The organism is Aerococcus urinae, assembly GCF_001543175.1.
Taxonomy (GTDB): Bacteria; Bacillota; Bacilli; order Lactobacillales; family Aerococcaceae; genus Aerococcus; species Aerococcus urinae.
In genome coordinates, this window is the sequence record NZ_CP014161.1 from 570,633 (window position 1) to 585,972 (window position 15,340).

The window sequence follows — 15,340 nt, forward strand, 5'->3', positions numbered from 1 at the left end:
AAGGAGAATCAACTTGTCAAAGCAAGAAAAATTATTGCTATTCGATGGCTCATCATTAGCCTTTCGGGCTTTTTTTGCCATGCATGATTTAAATCGTTTTAAAAATAATAAAGGGCTACATACCAATGCACTATATGCTTTTCACTTGATGTTGACCCACGTCTTAGAAAAAGAAAAGCCTAGCCATGCCCTGGTGGCTTGGGATGCTGGTAAGACCACTTTTCGAACCGAGTATTATCCTGAATATAAGGGTGGTCGGGATAAAACGCCACAAGAATTTGTAGAACAGATGCCTTATTTTAATAAATTGCTGGATGCATTTGGTATTGCCCACTATGAATTAGCGAATTACGAAGCGGATGATATCATCGGTACCCTGTCCCAAAGAGGCGCAGAGGCCGGGATGGATGTGGTCATTATTTCAGGGGACAAGGACTTGATTCAACTAGCTAGAGACCAGGTTAGGGTAGATATTAACCGCAAGGGGGTTACTAATATCGATTCCTATACCCCCCAATCCATCCAAGCAGACCAAGGGATAAGCCCTGAACAGCTCATTGATGTTAAGGGATTGATGGGCGATAATTCCGATAATTATCCTGGCGTGACTGGGATTGGGGAGAAGACTGCCTTGAAATTAATTCAGGAATTTGGTTCCATGGAAGAGGTCTATGCCAATATCGACCAAGTCTCCGGGAAAAAACGTAAGGAAAACTTAGTCAAGGATAAGGACCAGGCCTTTTTATCCAAAAAATTAGCCCGAATTATTCTTGATGCCCCAGTTGAAAAATCTCTGACAGACTTAAAATGCCAAGGCATTCAGGCTCAAGATTTGGTTAACTTTTATCGTGAGATGAACTTCAAGCAATTTATGGAAAAATTCTTAGCTAACTCTGGGGCTGACGCTGACTTTGAATTAGAGGATTCCAGCTGGCAAGTCCCTGAGTATCAAGTCCTTGACCAGCTTGAAGCTAAGCACTTCACCCAAGACCAAACAGCCCTCTACCTAGAAATGTTCGAAAATAATTACCATGAAGGGGAGTTAATCTACGTTGTTTGGGGGAATAAGGATAATATCTACTTGGCCTCTCCAGACCTGGTGAGGGAAAGCCAAGCTTTCAAAAATTGGATTGAAGATCCCCATGCTAAAAAGGTCCTCTATGATGCTAAGCGCAGCCAAGTGATCTTAAAAGACTTGGGGATGGACTTAGAGGGGGTTAGTGATGATGTCCTTATCGCTTCCTATCTCATCCATGCACGTGATTTAAGTGGCGATGTGGCTAATGTGGCACGAGAATTCAATTTGGATTATCTAGCCTATGATAGTGAAGTCTATGGGAAAGGCAAGAAAGTGGCGGTTCCTGAAGATAAAACCCGTCTTTATGACCACCTGGTGGCTAAGGTATCCGTCATTAATGACCTACTACCCATTATTAAAGACCGTCTCGAAGCGGATGAGATGGTCGAACTTTACCAAAAAATTGAACTCCCTCTAGCCCAAGTTCTAGCTAAAATGGAAATTATGGGGATTTCCGTTGACCGCAGCAGGCTGGTAGGTTTATCCCAGTCTTATGAAGAGCAACTTGACCAGCTGCAAGAAGAAATCTACCGAGAAGCCGGGGTTGAATTTAATATTAATTCTACCCAACAGTTGAGCAAGATTCTCTTCGAAGATATGGGCCTAAAGGGTGGCAAGAAAACCAAGTCCGGTAATTATTCAACGGCCCAATCGGAATTGGAAAAATTACAAGGGGTGCCCATCATTGATTTGATCCTAGCCTATCGCCAATTAGCTAAGCTCCAATCCACTTATGTTCAAGGAATCCTCGATTACATCCACCAAGATGGCAAGGTACACAGTCGTTTCATTCAAACCCTAACGACGACCGGGCGCTTAAGTTCAGCCGATCCGAACTTACAAAATATTCCTATCCGTACCGAAGAGGGGCGTAAAATTCGCCAAGCCTTTGTGCCTTCTCATACGGACTGGGTCATTTTCTCATCGGACTATTCGCAAATTGAATTACGTGTCCTTGCCCATGTTTCTGGTGACCCCCATCTCCAAGAAGCCTTTAAAGAAAATAAGGATATCCACACCGCTACAGCGGCCAAAGTCTTCCATAAAGATGAAAAGGACATTAGTAAGGATGAAAGACGTCAAGCCAAGGCAGTTAATTTTGGAATTGTTTACGGGATTAGTGACTATGGTCTCAGTCAAAACCTCTCGATTTCTCGTCAAGAGGCCAAGGCCTTTATTGATAAATATTTTGAAATTTACCCTAAAGTGGCCGAATATATGGACAAGAGTGTGGAAATTGCCCGTGAGGCCGGTTACGCTAAGACTCTCTTTAACCGTCGCCGTTACCTCCCTGACTTAAAGGCTAAAAATTATAATGTTCGGTCCTTTGCCGAAAGAACCGCAATGAATTCGCCAATTCAAGGAACGGCAGCCGATATTATTAAGGTAGCCATGGTTGAGATGGATCAAGCCTTAAAGGAACATCAACTTCAAGCGAATCTTCTCCTCCAAGTCCACGATGAGTTAATTTTTGAAGTAGCCAAAGAGGACTTAGAAGACTTAGCTGCCTTAGTTAAAGAGGTCATGGAAAATGCAGTTTCCTTAGACGTCCCATTAATTGTTGATAGTAACTACGGGTCCACTTGGTATGATGCCAAGTAGGAAAATCTAAGAAAGGTTTTAATGGAGAAGATAGGCTGGGACAGGAGTTCAAAGCCCTTCAAATAAAGGGAGTAAAACCTGATTTAAAAATTAGCTTTGCTGGCATTTTCATAAACGAAGGGAGACTATTGAATACGGTTTTCTCTTCGTTTTTGTTTTAGCTGTCCAAATCTGAGGATATAGTATGACTAGCGTTTTCGTCCTTTGGCGCACCCGTCGCACTCTTTTAAACGTGCACTGGTCACAGGACGAACGTCCACTTCAAAAAGCTGGTAACGCTCAGTTCCACTGAGCTTATTCCAGTTTTCTCCAGTGTTTTCATCCTTTGATGTGATCATCGCACTCTTTTTAAACCTGTTCCAAGCGCGAGGTGAGCTCCACTTCTTCCAATGGTCTCCCCTCTTTTTGCGCTTGTCGCACTCTTTTAAACGTGCTCCTGGTGCAAGGCAAGCATCCACTTCACTAAAGGACGATGAATTCTTTTTAGAATTCTTACGCCCTTTAGTTCCAGTGCTCTTGCCTTTCTGTGCACCTGTCGCACTCTTTTTCTTTATTTATGGTTATTGTTTGATTAGAATAGGTTAGACTGCTAACAGTATTTTAGCGGGATGAAGGAGGCTAGTTAATGCCAGAGTTACCTGAAGTAGAAAATGTGAGACGGGGGCTTAATAGAGTCCTTCCTCAAGCCCAAATACAGGATGTGGAAGTAAAATGGGCAAAGATTATTAATTGTCCAGCCCAAGTCTTTCGCCAAGCCATGCAAGGGGAGACCTTTGAACGAGTCGACCGTTATGGAAAATACCTGTTTTTTTATTGGAGCGATTACGCCTGGATTAGCCATCTGCGGATGGAAGGCAAGTATTTTGTCTGCGCTAGGCAGACACCGGTTTTAAAGCATAGTCACCTCATCTGTCACTTGCGTGATGGCAGGGACTTACGCTATCATGATGTGCGTAAATTTGGTCGGATATCCTTATTTTCTCGCCAAGATATGCCCCAAGCTATTAAAAATTTAAAACTCGGTCCAGAACCCTGGGATATCAGCTTGGATCAATTCCAAAAAATATTAGCGGCATCCAAGCGACCCATTAAATCATTATTACTGGACCAGCAAAAGATTGCCGGAATTGGTAATATTTATGCTGATGAATCTCTATTTCAAGCGGGAATTTATCCAGGTCGGCTAGCCAATTCGTTGACTGACCAAGAGACCTTGCTCCTATTAGAAGCTATGCGAGATATACTGAGTCGAGCGGTAGACTTAGGCGGCTCTAGTGTGCGGACCTATCAGAACACCTTAGGGGAGGACGGTCAATATCAAAATTATCTCAAAGTTTACCAGCGCCAGGGCCAAGCCTGTTTAAATTGTGGAAGAACCATTGAGAAAATTAAGTTAGGACAGCGAGGGACGCATTTTTGTCCCAATTGTCAGAAATAAAGGGAGTGTATGAATGACTTTTCGCTTAGGATTAACAGGGTCAATTGCTACAGGAAAATCTACTGTTTCTAATTATTTTAAAAAAGTTGGTTTTCCGGTAGTGGATGCAGACCTGGGGGCTCGAGCTGTGGTTGAGCCGGGAACACAGGGTTTACAAGCTATAAAAGAGCATTTTGGAGAGGATTTTCTCTTTCCCAATGGCACCCTTAACCGGAAGAAACTAGGGGATGTGGTCTTTACCGATAAGGATCAACTCACAGCGCTTAATCAACTGCTCTTGCCTTATATCTATGACTGGGTCAACGACCAAGCCCAGTCTTACCAAGACCAGGGCCATCAATTGATTGTTTTGGATATTCCTTTACTCTATGAGACCAAGTACCAGGACGCTTGTGATGCGGTGATGTTGGTCTATGTTCCAGAAAGCATTCAATTGCAACGACTGATGGACCGGGATAATTTAAGTGAAGACGAGGCCTTTGACCGCATGCTGTCTCAATATAATATTGAACAGAAACTTCGCTGGGCAGATATTGTGATTGATAACCAGGGCAGCATCCATCAAACGGAAAAGCAAGTCGAGGCCTGGTTGAGCATCCAAGGCTTTCAAGCCATAAAATAAGCTGACCAAGCTGGATTTTGCCCCTTATCCTTCCGCCTTTAAACTGTGCTATAATTAATAAAAGAAATATTTTAGAAAATGTCCAAGGAAGGTGAATATTGTGCGCTGCCCCAGATGTCAAGATAATAATACGAAGGTAATCGATAGTCGGCCTGTGGAGGAAAATACATCGATAAGAAGGCGACGCCTATGTACGCAATGTGATTTTCGCTTCACGACCTTTGAACGGGTAGAAAAGATGCCTTTACTGGTTATCAAGCGGGACGGTACCCGGGAAGAATTTTCCAAAGAAAAATTATTACGGGGCTTAGTGAGATCCTGTGAAAAACGGCCAATTGCCCTAGAAACCTTAGAAGAAGTGGTTAAGAATATCGAATCGGACATTCGGCAAAAAGGACAAAACGAGGTGCCTTCAACCCTAATAGGGGAAATGGTCATGGATATTTTGCCCAAGATCGATGAAGTTGCCTATATTCGCTATGCCAGTGTCTACCGTCACTTCGAAGATCCTACCGTCTTTTTGCAAGAAATTGAGCAGTTGAAGCAAATGCAAAAAAATAACGCGGAGGGGCAAACGAATTTAGACTTAGAAGCCAATAACGCGGAGGAAGATCAGTCTTGAATCCATGGGAAAAGTTAAATCCACGTGAACCTCTCAAAATTATCCTCACACAAATTGTTTCCAATGTTAATCTGGAAGTTCTAACCTATCTCTATCAACCAATTATTGGGGCCGAAGCCTTTGCACTCTATATGACTCTCTATGCCTATATTGACCGTTCAGACTATCAATCAGAAGTGATTAACCATGGGGAAATCATGGACCAATTGGTTTTTTCTAAAGAACGCTATGTTAGAAGTAGGCGCCGCTTAGAAGCCATTGGCCTCTTACGTAGCTACACCCAGCAAAGTGGTCAAGCTCCAGTGCAGGCCCTCTATCAGTTGTTAGCACCGGTTTCTTCTGAGCAGTTTTTTAAGGATAGCTTAATGACTAGCTTGCTTTTGGACCATGTGGGGGAAGAGCGGTTTAATCGCTTATTAGACCGCTTTAGCTTTGAAAAAATCACCGATAGTCAGGAAAATGACTGGCAGGAGGTCACAGCGACTTTTCAGGATGTTTTTCACCTGTCTCAAAGCAGTCGCCAATTGAGTGAAAGCGAAAAGCAAAGCTTGTTAAAGAAGCCAAGTAAAACCTCTTTAAAAACTAGTCTGGTCAGTGATTTTGATATGGCTTATTTTACCGAGTTGGTTCAAAGGTCTTTCCTTAGTGAGCGGGCGGTTAGTCAAGAAGTGAAGGAGATGACCCAGACTCTCCATGCCCTCTATGGTTTGGATGAAGTAGCCCTGTCTCAGTTTGCCATTAAGGCAAGTAATGTAAGAACCAACCAAGTGGACATTAATTACTACCAAGGCCTAGTGATCAAGGCCATGGCGGACCAACCGGTAAATAAACGACCTGACTATCAAATGGACCAAGTCAAGCAGCAGACCGAGAGTCAGGGTCAGGATTTACCTAAAGAAAATCAAGATGAAGCTAGTCTAGCCTTGATCAAGGCAGCTAAGGCTTATCCGCCCCTAACCTTTGCTAAGACTATCAAAGAACAAAAAAACGGCTATCTAACTACCAACGAGATAAAAACCTTAGAGATGGTCATGAATAAGGGCCTTATCGATGGACCTACCTTGAACATCATGATTCACTATTATTTGATCAGCCAGGAAAGTTCAAGTATCATCCGGTCGACCTTTGAGCGGACAGTGGATGATTGGAGTCAAAAAAATATTCAAAGTCCGGAACAGGCGCTGACCTATCTCAACAAACGGACTAAACGGATTCAAAAACAAAGACAAAGCAAAAATAAGCGACAAAATACCAAACGTAAGACTTACCAAGAATTACAGCCCGCTTGGTTTAATCAAAAACAAGAGGTGGCAGATAAAGAGGAAAAAATGGACCATGAAAGTGTCCAAGCCTTAGCCGATCGAATTCGGGCGTTGAATAGTGAGGAGGGAGACGAATGAGAAATATTGGGGAAGATATCAGCCATGAGCTCAATAAAGGCAACTTTCGCCAACGCTTAGACCAAACCAAGGCCCAAGTCTTGAGTGATCCGGATGTTAGACAATTTATTGATAAGCATAAAGAAGACTTAGACCAAGAAACGATTGACCGTTCGATATCGAAACTCTATGAATTTGTTCAAGAAAAAGAACGGATAAGGGCGGGGAAAAGACCCAAATTTCCTAATTTCTATCCCAAGCTCATTATGAATTTTAATTATATTGATATTGAATACCAGGCGACTGATGAATTCCTCGCCGCCCAAAAAGAGCGGGAGAAGAAGCAACGGGTCACTTTACTGGAAATGCCTAAGGATTTAAAGGAAGCCTCCTTCCAAAACTTTGACCTGACCGATCCCAAACGGCAAGCTGCCTTGGAGAAGGCTATTGATTTTGTCGAAGCCATGCAGTCTAAGCCCAAGCAATTTCACCAAGGCCTTTACTTACATGGCCCCTTTGGCGTGGGGAAGTCCTTTTTAGCGGCAGCTGTGGCTAATCACTTGGCTGAACATGGTTTCACGACTACCTTGTTCCACTATCCTACTTTTATTAGTGAGATCAAGAGTGCCATCAAAGATAATCGTGTTAACCAGCGACTCAAGAGCCTCCAAGACGCCCAAGTATTAATGATTGATGATATTGGTGCTGAAAGTAATTCGGCCTGGGTCCGTGATGAAGTCCTAGGGGTTCTCTTGCAGAACCGTATGAGTCAAAGCCAGGCTACCTTTTTCACTTCTAATTTTTCCATGAAGGAATTAGAAAATCATTTGGCCCATACTAATCAAGGAGATTCGGAAACCGTCAAGGCGCAGCGGATTATGGAAAGGGTTCGTTATTTGAGCGAGGAAGTAACTATGTCCGGGCGCAACCGTCGCTATTCGGATTAGAGTCACTTCACTTTCCTAAATAAAAGCTTGAATTGTTTCATAAAAAGTGCTTTAATTAAAGCAAGTCAATGATAGAAGACTGAATATAATCAACTTGTATAAGAGACAGGCTAGATGGTGCAAATGCCTGACAGGTTTTATAGGATACCACTTCTTAGACTTTCTATTATGACGTTAGCGCAACGTTATCAGCGTACTAGAGACACAATCGGTGTAAACTAGGGTGGAACCACGATATCAATTTGTAATCGTCCCTTCTGAGTATTCTCAGAAGGGATTTTTTTATAGGAGGAATTTGATAAAATGATACAGTTAACTTTTCCTGATCAAAGTGTAAAAGAATTTGAAGCCGGTGTGAGTGGCCGCGATGTGGCTAAATCCATTAGTAATTCTTTAGCCAAACGGGTGGTGGCTTACACCTTAAACGATGAATTAAAAGGCTTAGATGAAGCCATTGACAGTGATGGCAGCATTCGGTTAATCGACCCTAAGAATAAAGAAACTGAACAAGAAGCCTTAGATATTCTCCGCCATTCCAGTGCCCATTTACTGGCTCAAGCCCTACGCCGTCTCTATCCTAATATTAAATTTGGGGTCGGCCCAGCCATTGAAAACGGCTTCTACTATGACACCGATAATGGTCAAGGCCAACAAGTGAGTGAGGAAGACTTGCCACGGGTTGAAGCTGAGATGGAAAAGATTGTTAAAGAAGACTACCCAGTGGAAGGTAAGGAAGTAAGCCGTGAAGAAGCCAAGGAAATCTTTAAAAATGACCCTTATAAGTTAGAAATTATTGCTGATTTACCTGAAGATGCTACCCTTACCACCTATAGCCAAGGAGAATTTACTGACCTCTGCCGGGGTGGTCATGTTCCATCAACAGGCTATATTAAACACTTTAAATTACTTTCCTTAGCAGGAGCTTACTGGCGAGGGAACTCTGACAATGCTATGATGCAAAGGGTTTATGGAACCAGTTACTTCAATGAAAAAGACCTTAAAGAGGATCTTAAACGTCGCGAAGAAGCTAAGGAACGTGACCACCGTAAAATTGGTAAAGAATTAGATCTCTTTATGATTGATCCTAAAACTGGACAAGGCCTGCCATTCTGGTTACCAAACGGAGCAACCATTCGCCGTCAAGTTGAACGCTATATTGTCGACAAGGAAGTTCAAGCCGGTTACCAACACGTCTATACCCCAATCATGGCTGATGTAGACTTATACAAGACGTCTGGTCACTGGGACCATTATAGTGACGACATGTTTCCAACCATGGATTTTGAAGATGGTGAAAGCTTTGTCTTACGTCCAATGAACTGCCCTCACCACATCCGGGTTTACCAAAATAAGGTGCATTCTTACCGGGAATTACCTATCCGCATTGCCGAACTAGGCATGATGCACCGTTATGAAAAATCAGGCGCTCTATCTGGTTTACAACGGGTAAGAGAAATGACCCTGAATGACTCCCATATCTTTGTGCGTTTAGACCAAATTAAGGACGAATTCAAGAGCATTTTACGCTTCATGCAAGATGCTTACCATGACTTCAATATTACTGACTACCGCTATCGTTTAAGCTACCGCGACCCTAAAGATACCAAGAAATACTTTGATGATGATGAAATGTGGGAAAAAGCCCAATCCATGTTAAAGGAAGCTATGGATGAATTAGGCTTGGACTACTTTGAAGCAGAAGGGGAAGCCGCTTTCTACGGACCTAAGTTAGATGTTCAAGTGAAAACTGCCCTAGGCAATGAAGAAACCCTTTCAACCATCCAATTAGACTTCCTCCTACCGGAAAAATTCGATGTGACCTATGTCGGTGAAGATGGTCAAAATACCCACCGTCCAGTGATGATTCACCGGGGAATTGTTTCCACTATGGAACGTTTTGTAGCTTACTTAATTGAAGAATATAAGGGGGCCTTCCCAACTTGGTTAGCTCCACAACAAGCCATTTTAATCCCAGTGAATGAAAACCAACATGCGGATTATGTCTACCAAGTGGCTAACCGCATGCGCAGTGAAGGACTACGGATTGAAGTCGATGACCGCAATGAAAAAATGGGTTACAAGATTCGTGAAGCCCAAACCCGCAAGGTACCTTATCAATTAGTCTTTGGTGACAATGAAATTGAAAATGGCACGGTAACTGTCCGTTGTTATGGGTCTAAGAAAACGGAAACTGTTGATTTAGATGAATTTCTCAGCATGATCCATGCAGAAATTGAAAGTTATGGTGTAAAAGACTAGTTAAGTTGACAACGTGCTTATGCTTTTAAGCTAATGATTTAGAGACCGATTAGCTTAAAGCTGGCACGTTTTTTATCAGCTAAAAGCAAGTGACTTCAAAAAAGAAAAGTGGTGGGAAAAGATGATCAGGCAAATTATGCGCTTTATCCTGGTAGGTGGGCTAAGCACGCTTCTTGATTTTTTCGTCTTTAGCTTATTAATCAGCTGTCAAGTCCATTACTTAGGGGCTAATGTGTGTGCCTTTATGCTTTCCTTAGTCTTTAACTATTGGGCCAGTATGCGCTTTGTCTTTCAGTCTAGCTTTTCTAAGGAGGAGCGCTGGCAGGAATTTCTCCTGTTTTTAGTCTTAGCTCTTTCAGGCTTGCTGATTCAAGAACTGATCTTATACCTACTGATAGAGCAACTAAGCCTGGACGCCCATCTGGCTAAATTAGCTGGCATCCTTGTGGTCATGGTTTATAATTTTCTTAGCCGAAAAGCATTATTAGAAAGCGAGCAGTGATATGACATTTCAAGTCATTCATGGGGATATTACCCAAGTGGAAGTAGAAGCCATTGTCAATGCAGCCAACTCCTCCCTGCTAGGAGGTGGAGGTGTCGATGGGGCCATTCACCAGGCGGCTGGCCCTGAACTTTTGGCTGAATGCAAGCAATTAGGGGGCTGTCCAACTGGTCAGGCCAAATTAACCCGCGGTTATCAATTACCCGCTGATTATGTTATTCACACGGTAGGGCCAGTTTGGCAGGGTGGCGACCAGGAAGAAGAAGCCCTATTAACTTCTTGCTACCTAGAGTCTCTCCAGCTAGCTGCTAGTATCCCGGTAAAGTCGCTGGCCTTTCCTTTAATATCCGCTGGGGTATATGGCTATCCCAAGGACCAAGCTTTGTCAGTGGCAAAAAGTACCATTCAAAGTTTTTTAGCCACTTATCCCAAAGACCTCGACGTCTTTCTGGTCCTCTATCCCTAATAACTCACAGAGAGAAGGTAAAGCATTAATGAAAGATGAGCAAAAAATCACCGCCCTTCATGATCATGTGCGACAAAAAGTTAAAGCAAATTTTCCGCAAATTCTTGATATCAGTCAGTTCATTTTCCAACATCCAGAATTAGGCGACCAGGAATACGTGTCTTCGGACTATCTTGTCAAGCTCCTCCAAGAAGCTGGTTTTCAGGTAGACCGAGCCTATCAGGGGATTGAAACCGCCTTCCGAGCAGAATTCCGCTTGGGAGATGGGCCTAAGATTGCCTTTTTAGCGGAATATGATGCCTTGCCGGGTTTCGGACCCGATAAAAAACCAGGTCACGCTTGTGGCCACAATTGGATCTCAGCTTCGACTGTAGGGGCAGGAATTGTCTTAAGTCAAATGAAGAAGTTCTTCCAAGGAACGGTGGTCGTGATTGGTACGCCAGCGGAAGAAAATTTTGGCCGCAAGGTTGATTTAGCTCGGAGCGGAGCTTTTGATGATATTGATACCTGTATGCAGATGCACCTCTATGAAAGTACCAACCTCAAGGCCAGTGCCCTAGCCATGAATGCCGTCAACTTTCACTTTATCGGCCGGGCCGCCCATGCCGCCATGAGTCCCGAATTGGGAATCAACGCCTTGGATGCTGTCAACTTGACATTTACTGGGATCTCTTACCTCAGGCAACAACTGCCCAGTGATGTTCGCATCCATGGCATTATTAAAGAAGGGGGCCAGGCCGCCAATGTTATTCCTGAATCGGCGACGGCTTTCTTCTATGTGCGGGCACCTAAATTAGCCACTTATCGTCATGCCATGGATCGGGTCATTAATTGTGCCCGCGGCGCGGCCTTGATGACAGGCTGTCAATTGGAAATCAGCTATCCAGAAAATGAATTCTATGACCTCTTAGTTAATCCAGTTTTGGCCGACCGCATGGAAGATCACATGCGCCTGAGTGGTTTTGACGATATTAGCGAGGAAGAGGAAAAACCTGGGTCTACCGATATTGGTAATGTGAGCTATGCTTGCCCAACTTTTTATGGCAATGTGGGCGTTGGCCAGGGTAAGGTTTTCGTTCATGAAGAAGGCTTTCTCCAAGTGGCTGATAGTCCAGAAGCCCACCAGCAACTTAAGCGAGCCGTGGAAGCCTTTGTCGCTTTAGCTATTGAACTTGATCAAGATCCTGACTTGCTCTTAAAAGTGAAAGAAGCCTTTAAAGCACAAATTAAAGAATAATGTCTTGACAAGGTGAAAGCTTTATAGTAATCTATAAAAGTTGAGAAAAGAAGCAGAAACACCCGTTTCTCGCCTGAGTTGACAAGGACGTCCTCGGGCCGATAGATACAGTGACACAATGGTCTCTAGGGACTATTGTGCAAGTACGGCGGGTATAGTGTTTTATATTCGCCGTTTTTCTATGCCGAAATCTCATTTATTGTTGTCACTTTAACATTCGGAGGTGAAGGTATATCGCTAAGAATAAATTTAACGAATTATTTACTAATGAAGATATTCGTGCAAAAGAATTACGCGTTATCGATCCAGAAGGAGAACAGCTAGGGGTTATTTCAAAAAGAGATGCCTTAGACCGGGCTGAGGAAGCAGGACTCGATTTAGTTCTGGTCTCACCTAATGCTAAGCCGCCTGTTGCTCGGATCATGGATTATGGTAAATATCGTTATCAACAGCAACGTAAAGCGCGTGAACAACGTAAAAATCAAAAGACGATTCAAGTGAAAGAAATCCGTTTAAGCCCAACGATTGATGAAAACGACTTTCAAACTAAAGTACGTCAAGGAAAGAAATTCATTGATAAAGGGGACAAGGTGAAGGTTTCTATTCGCTTTAGAGGTCGCGCCATTACCCACAAAGATTTAGGTCGCGAGGTTTTGGAACGCTTTGCCAGCGAACTTGCTGATGTAGCTACTGTAGAGCAAAAGCCTAAAATGGAAGGACGCTCTATGCAACTACAATTAGCACCAAAAGAAGATTAATTTCAGGAGGATATATTATGCCAAAACAAAAAACACATCGTGCGTCAGCTAAACGTTTTAAACGTACTGCTTCAGGAAAATTAAAACGTAGCCATTCAGAACGTTCACACCGTTTTCACGGTAAAACCAAGAAACAACGTCGTCAACACAAACAACCAGCAATGGTGCATGTTTCCGACCAAAGACGTATTAAACAAATGCTTGACACTTACAAGTAAGATCAGTTAAGTAGGACGCATCGATAGAGAACTAAGTATAATCAAGGAGGAATAACATGGCACGTGTTAAAGGTGGAACGGTTACACGCCGTCGTCGTAAAAAATATTTAAAATTAGCAAAAGGTTACTTTGGTAGCAAATCAACCAACTATAAAGTAGCTAAACAAGCGGTTATGAAATCCTATTCATACGCTTACCGTGACCGTCGTCAAAGAAAACGTGACTTCCGTCGTTTATGGATTACCCGTATTAATGCGGCTGCACGTTTAAATGGCTTAAGCTATAGCCGTTTAATGAACGGTTTACACCAAGCTAACGTGGATATCAACCGTAAAATGTTAGCAGATATCGCTGTTAACGATGCTGAAGCTTTCACTGCAATCTGTGACCAAGCCAAGGCTGCACTTGAAAAATAAGTATTAAAAAAGGACCCACAGCGGTCCTTTTTATGTTTATAAGTAAAATTTATTGGCCTTAGTCTTTGTCAATATTAGGCGCTTGGCCCAGTTCCGCTTCAACCATCCATAGGGTTTTTTGAGCGTCACGGAGGTAGCCAGTACAGATGTCCTCACTAGCGACGTCGCCTTCCTTACTTGCTGCGTCGACCCCTAATTGATAGTCGTCTGCTAAGATGCGGATAACATCAGCCACCCGATGCATATCTTCTTGGATACTGGTATTCCACTCGCCCTTATGGTCGGGAATGCGGGTATGGTCAGAAAATTCCTTAAGGGTTGAGAAGGGGGAACCATCGATAGTAATTATACGTTCAGAAACAACATCGAGCTGTTCAAGAATATCATCCATAAAGCTATCGAGTTTTGGATGATAGAAAAGAAAACCTTCCCCACGCATATACCAGTGAATTTGATGGATAACGGTGTGGGCTTGAACCAGGTCAGCAACTAATTGATTAAGTGCTTTTTTTGTTTCTGTGTATGCCATTATGTATCATATCCTTTCTCTAGCATTACTTTCTACTTTAGAATAATTATAAAATTAATGTTTTTGAAAGTAAAGCAAGAGCCTTGTAGGACGATTTAACTTTGCTATCGATAAAAACGATCAAGTGTAATATAATAGAAGCCATGCTGAAAAGGCAAAAAAATGTTAGAATAATGTTTATGAAAGTGATAGAAAGGTAGGCGGTCGTTTTGATTGAATTAAAAAATGTATCCGTTACTTTTGAGAGTGATGATAAAGCCGTTCATGCCGTTAAGGATGTGTCCTTATCCATCCAATCAGGAGAAATTTTTGGTGTGATTGGCTACTCTGGCGCTGGAAAAAGTACCTTAGTCAGAACCATTAATTGCCTGCAAAGACCAAGTAGTGGACAGGTTTTTGTTAATGATCAAGAAATTACAGCGCTATCTGAAAAAGATCTACGTCTAGCCCGTAAAAAAATTGGAATGATTTTCCAACATTTTAACTTAATGAAATCCCGGACAGTTGCCGAAAATGTTGCCTATCCCTTAAAGGGGTCCGGCTTATCTAAAGAAGAAAGTCAAAAGAGAGTCCAACACTTACTGGACCTGGTAGGCTTGGGTAACCGGGGCGATTCTTATCCTAGTCAATTATCCGGCGGTCAAAAGCAAAGGGTCGCTATTGCGCGGGCCTTGGCCAATGACCCCCATGTCCTTCTCTGTGATGAAGCTACCAGTGCCTTAGACCCTAAGACAACTAGCCAAATCTTAGACTTGCTCAAGCAGGTTAACCGCGAATTGGGAATTACCATTGTCATTATTACCCATGAAATGGCTGTTATCAAACAAATCTGTGACCGGGTAGCGGTTATGGAAGCTGGCTCTGTGGTTGAACAAGACAGTATTTTAAATATCTTCTCAAACCCGCATGAAGAATTAACCCAAGACTTCATTAGTTCAGCTAGTCCGACTGAAAAAGGTATTGAAACTATCCTGGACAATCCTGATCTATTAAATATTGAGCCGGGTGACCGCCTCTTACGGATTGACTTTACCGGAGCTTCTACTGGGGAGCCTTTGATTGCCTCCTTGACTAAGAAGTATGATTTATTAGCTAATATCCTTTATGCCAATATTGAAATTCTTCAAGGAACGCCGGTGGGGACGCTTCTGATTTCCTTAAATGGAGAACCTAGCCGAGTCCAAGAAGCCATTGACTTTGTCCATAGCAGTGGGTCTCATACTAAGGAGTATACATTCGATCATATAGAGAAGGGGGATAAATAAGC

Annotated in this window: 15 protein-coding genes; 14 read left to right on the forward strand and 1 reads right to left on the reverse strand. The window is 42.8% G+C overall.

Annotated elements, in window-relative coordinates:
- The first annotated feature begins 13 nt into the window (after positions 1–13).
- The 13 genes from polA to rplT all read left to right on the forward strand — a co-directional run bounded on the left by polA (position 14) and on the right by rplT (position 13,544).
- Positions 14–2,680, forward strand: a complete 2,667-nt coding sequence (gene polA / locus AWM73_RS02500) for a DNA polymerase I (protein ID WP_060777944.1) — start codon at positions 14–16, stop codon at positions 2,678–2,680.
- 625 nt (positions 2,681–3,305) lie between these two features.
- A complete protein-coding gene (gene mutM / locus AWM73_RS02505; RefSeq protein ID WP_060777945.1) occupies positions 3,306–4,118 on the forward strand; it encodes a DNA-formamidopyrimidine glycosylase in 813 nt (270 codons plus the stop codon).
- A 13-nt stretch (positions 4,119–4,131) separates the two neighbouring features.
- Positions 4,132–4,740 (forward strand): dephospho-CoA kinase, encoded by a 609-nt coding sequence (coaE, locus tag AWM73_RS02510; protein ID WP_060777946.1) that lies wholly within the window; start codon positions 4,132–4,134, stop codon positions 4,738–4,740.
- A gap of 100 nt (positions 4,741–4,840) precedes the next feature.
- A complete protein-coding gene (nrdR, locus tag AWM73_RS02515; RefSeq protein WP_041706156.1) occupies positions 4,841–5,362 on the forward strand; it encodes a transcriptional regulator NrdR in 522 nt (173 codons plus the stop codon).
- Positions 5,359–6,762 (forward strand): DnaD domain protein, encoded by a 1,404-nt coding sequence (locus AWM73_RS02520; RefSeq protein WP_060777947.1) that lies wholly within the window; start codon positions 5,359–5,361, stop codon positions 6,760–6,762. The genes nrdR and AWM73_RS02520 overlap by 4 nt, the downstream gene beginning before the upstream one ends.
- On the forward strand, positions 6,759–7,688 hold the full coding sequence (dnaI, locus tag AWM73_RS02525; protein ID WP_060777948.1) for a primosomal protein DnaI: 930 nt from the start codon (positions 6,759–6,761) through the stop codon (positions 7,686–7,688). Before AWM73_RS02520 ends, dnaI begins: the two co-directional genes overlap by 4 nt.
- Before the next feature lie 303 nt (positions 7,689–7,991).
- Positions 7,992–9,947 carry a threonine--tRNA ligase gene (gene thrS, locus AWM73_RS02530; RefSeq protein ID WP_060777949.1) on the forward strand — a complete coding sequence of 652 codons (1,956 nt, stop codon included), beginning with the start codon at positions 7,992–7,994 and terminating at the stop codon, positions 9,945–9,947.
- A gap of 121 nt (positions 9,948–10,068) precedes the next feature.
- Positions 10,069–10,449, forward strand: a complete 381-nt coding sequence (locus AWM73_RS02535) for a GtrA family protein (protein ID WP_060777950.1) — start codon at positions 10,069–10,071, stop codon at positions 10,447–10,449.
- 1 nt (position 10,450) lies between these two features.
- Positions 10,451–10,915 carry an O-acetyl-ADP-ribose deacetylase gene (locus AWM73_RS02540; RefSeq protein WP_060777951.1) on the forward strand — a complete coding sequence of 155 codons (465 nt, stop codon included), beginning with the start codon at positions 10,451–10,453 and terminating at the stop codon, positions 10,913–10,915.
- 28 nt (positions 10,916–10,943) lie between these two features.
- Positions 10,944–12,152: a M20 family metallopeptidase gene (locus AWM73_RS02545; protein WP_076340206.1), complete on the forward strand. Its 1,209-nt coding sequence runs from the start codon at positions 10,944–10,946 to the stop codon at positions 12,150–12,152.
- Between the two features lie 233 nt (positions 12,153–12,385).
- Positions 12,386–12,910, forward strand: a complete 525-nt coding sequence (gene infC / locus AWM73_RS02550) for a translation initiation factor IF-3 (RefSeq protein ID WP_060777952.1) — start codon at positions 12,386–12,388, stop codon at positions 12,908–12,910.
- 17 nt (positions 12,911–12,927) lie between these two features.
- Positions 12,928–13,128, forward strand: coding sequence for a 50S ribosomal protein L35 (gene rpmI, locus AWM73_RS02555; protein ID WP_041706153.1), 201 nt, complete (start codon positions 12,928–12,930; stop codon positions 13,126–13,128).
- A gap of 56 nt (positions 13,129–13,184) precedes the next feature.
- The gene (gene rplT / locus AWM73_RS02560) at positions 13,185–13,544 is read left to right on the forward strand and encodes a 50S ribosomal protein L20 (RefSeq protein WP_013669362.1); all 360 of its coding nucleotides are present in this window, start codon (positions 13,185–13,187) and stop codon (positions 13,542–13,544) included.
- 58 nt (positions 13,545–13,602) lie between these two features.
- Here rplT and AWM73_RS02565 read toward each other — a convergent pair whose 3' ends face one another.
- Entirely contained in the window at positions 13,603–14,073 is a 471-nt protein-coding gene (locus AWM73_RS02565; protein WP_013668903.1) for a Dps family protein, read from the reverse strand.
- 209 nt (positions 14,074–14,282) lie between these two features.
- On the opposite strand from AWM73_RS02565, the gene AWM73_RS02570 reads away from it, so the two are divergent.
- Positions 14,283–15,338 (forward strand): methionine ABC transporter ATP-binding protein, encoded by a 1,056-nt coding sequence (locus AWM73_RS02570; protein ID WP_060777953.1) that lies wholly within the window; start codon positions 14,283–14,285, stop codon positions 15,336–15,338.
- Positions 15,339–15,340: the final 2 nt, after the last annotated feature.

Bases quoted from the DNA above. Each gene is read 5' to 3' on its own strand.
- mutM (WP_060777945.1), top strand. From the start codon at position 3,306: ATGCCAGAGTTACCTGAAGTAGAAAATGTGAGACGGGGGCTTAATAGA.
- coaE (WP_060777946.1), top strand. From the start codon at position 4,132: ATGACTTTTCGCTTAGGATTAACAGGGTCAATTGCTACAGGAAAATCT.
- dnaI (WP_060777948.1), top strand. From the start codon at position 6,759: ATGAGAAATATTGGGGAAGATATCAGCCATGAGCTCAATAAAGGCAAC.
- thrS (WP_060777949.1), top strand. From the start codon at position 7,992: ATGATACAGTTAACTTTTCCTGATCAAAGTGTAAAAGAATTTGAAGCC.
- AWM73_RS02535 (WP_060777950.1), top strand. From the start codon at position 10,069: ATGATCAGGCAAATTATGCGCTTTATCCTGGTAGGTGGGCTAAGCACG.
- AWM73_RS02540 (WP_060777951.1), top strand. From the start codon at position 10,451: ATGACATTTCAAGTCATTCATGGGGATATTACCCAAGTGGAAGTAGAA.
- AWM73_RS02545 (WP_076340206.1), top strand. From the start codon at position 10,944: ATGAAAGATGAGCAAAAAATCACCGCCCTTCATGATCATGTGCGACAA.
- rpmI (WP_041706153.1), top strand. From the start codon at position 12,928: ATGCCAAAACAAAAAACACATCGTGCGTCAGCTAAACGTTTTAAACGT.
- rplT (WP_013669362.1), top strand. From the start codon at position 13,185: ATGGCACGTGTTAAAGGTGGAACGGTTACACGCCGTCGTCGTAAAAAA.
- AWM73_RS02565 (WP_013668903.1), bottom strand. From the start codon at position 14,073: ATGGCATACACAGAAACAAAAAAAGCACTTAATCAATTAGTTGCTGAC.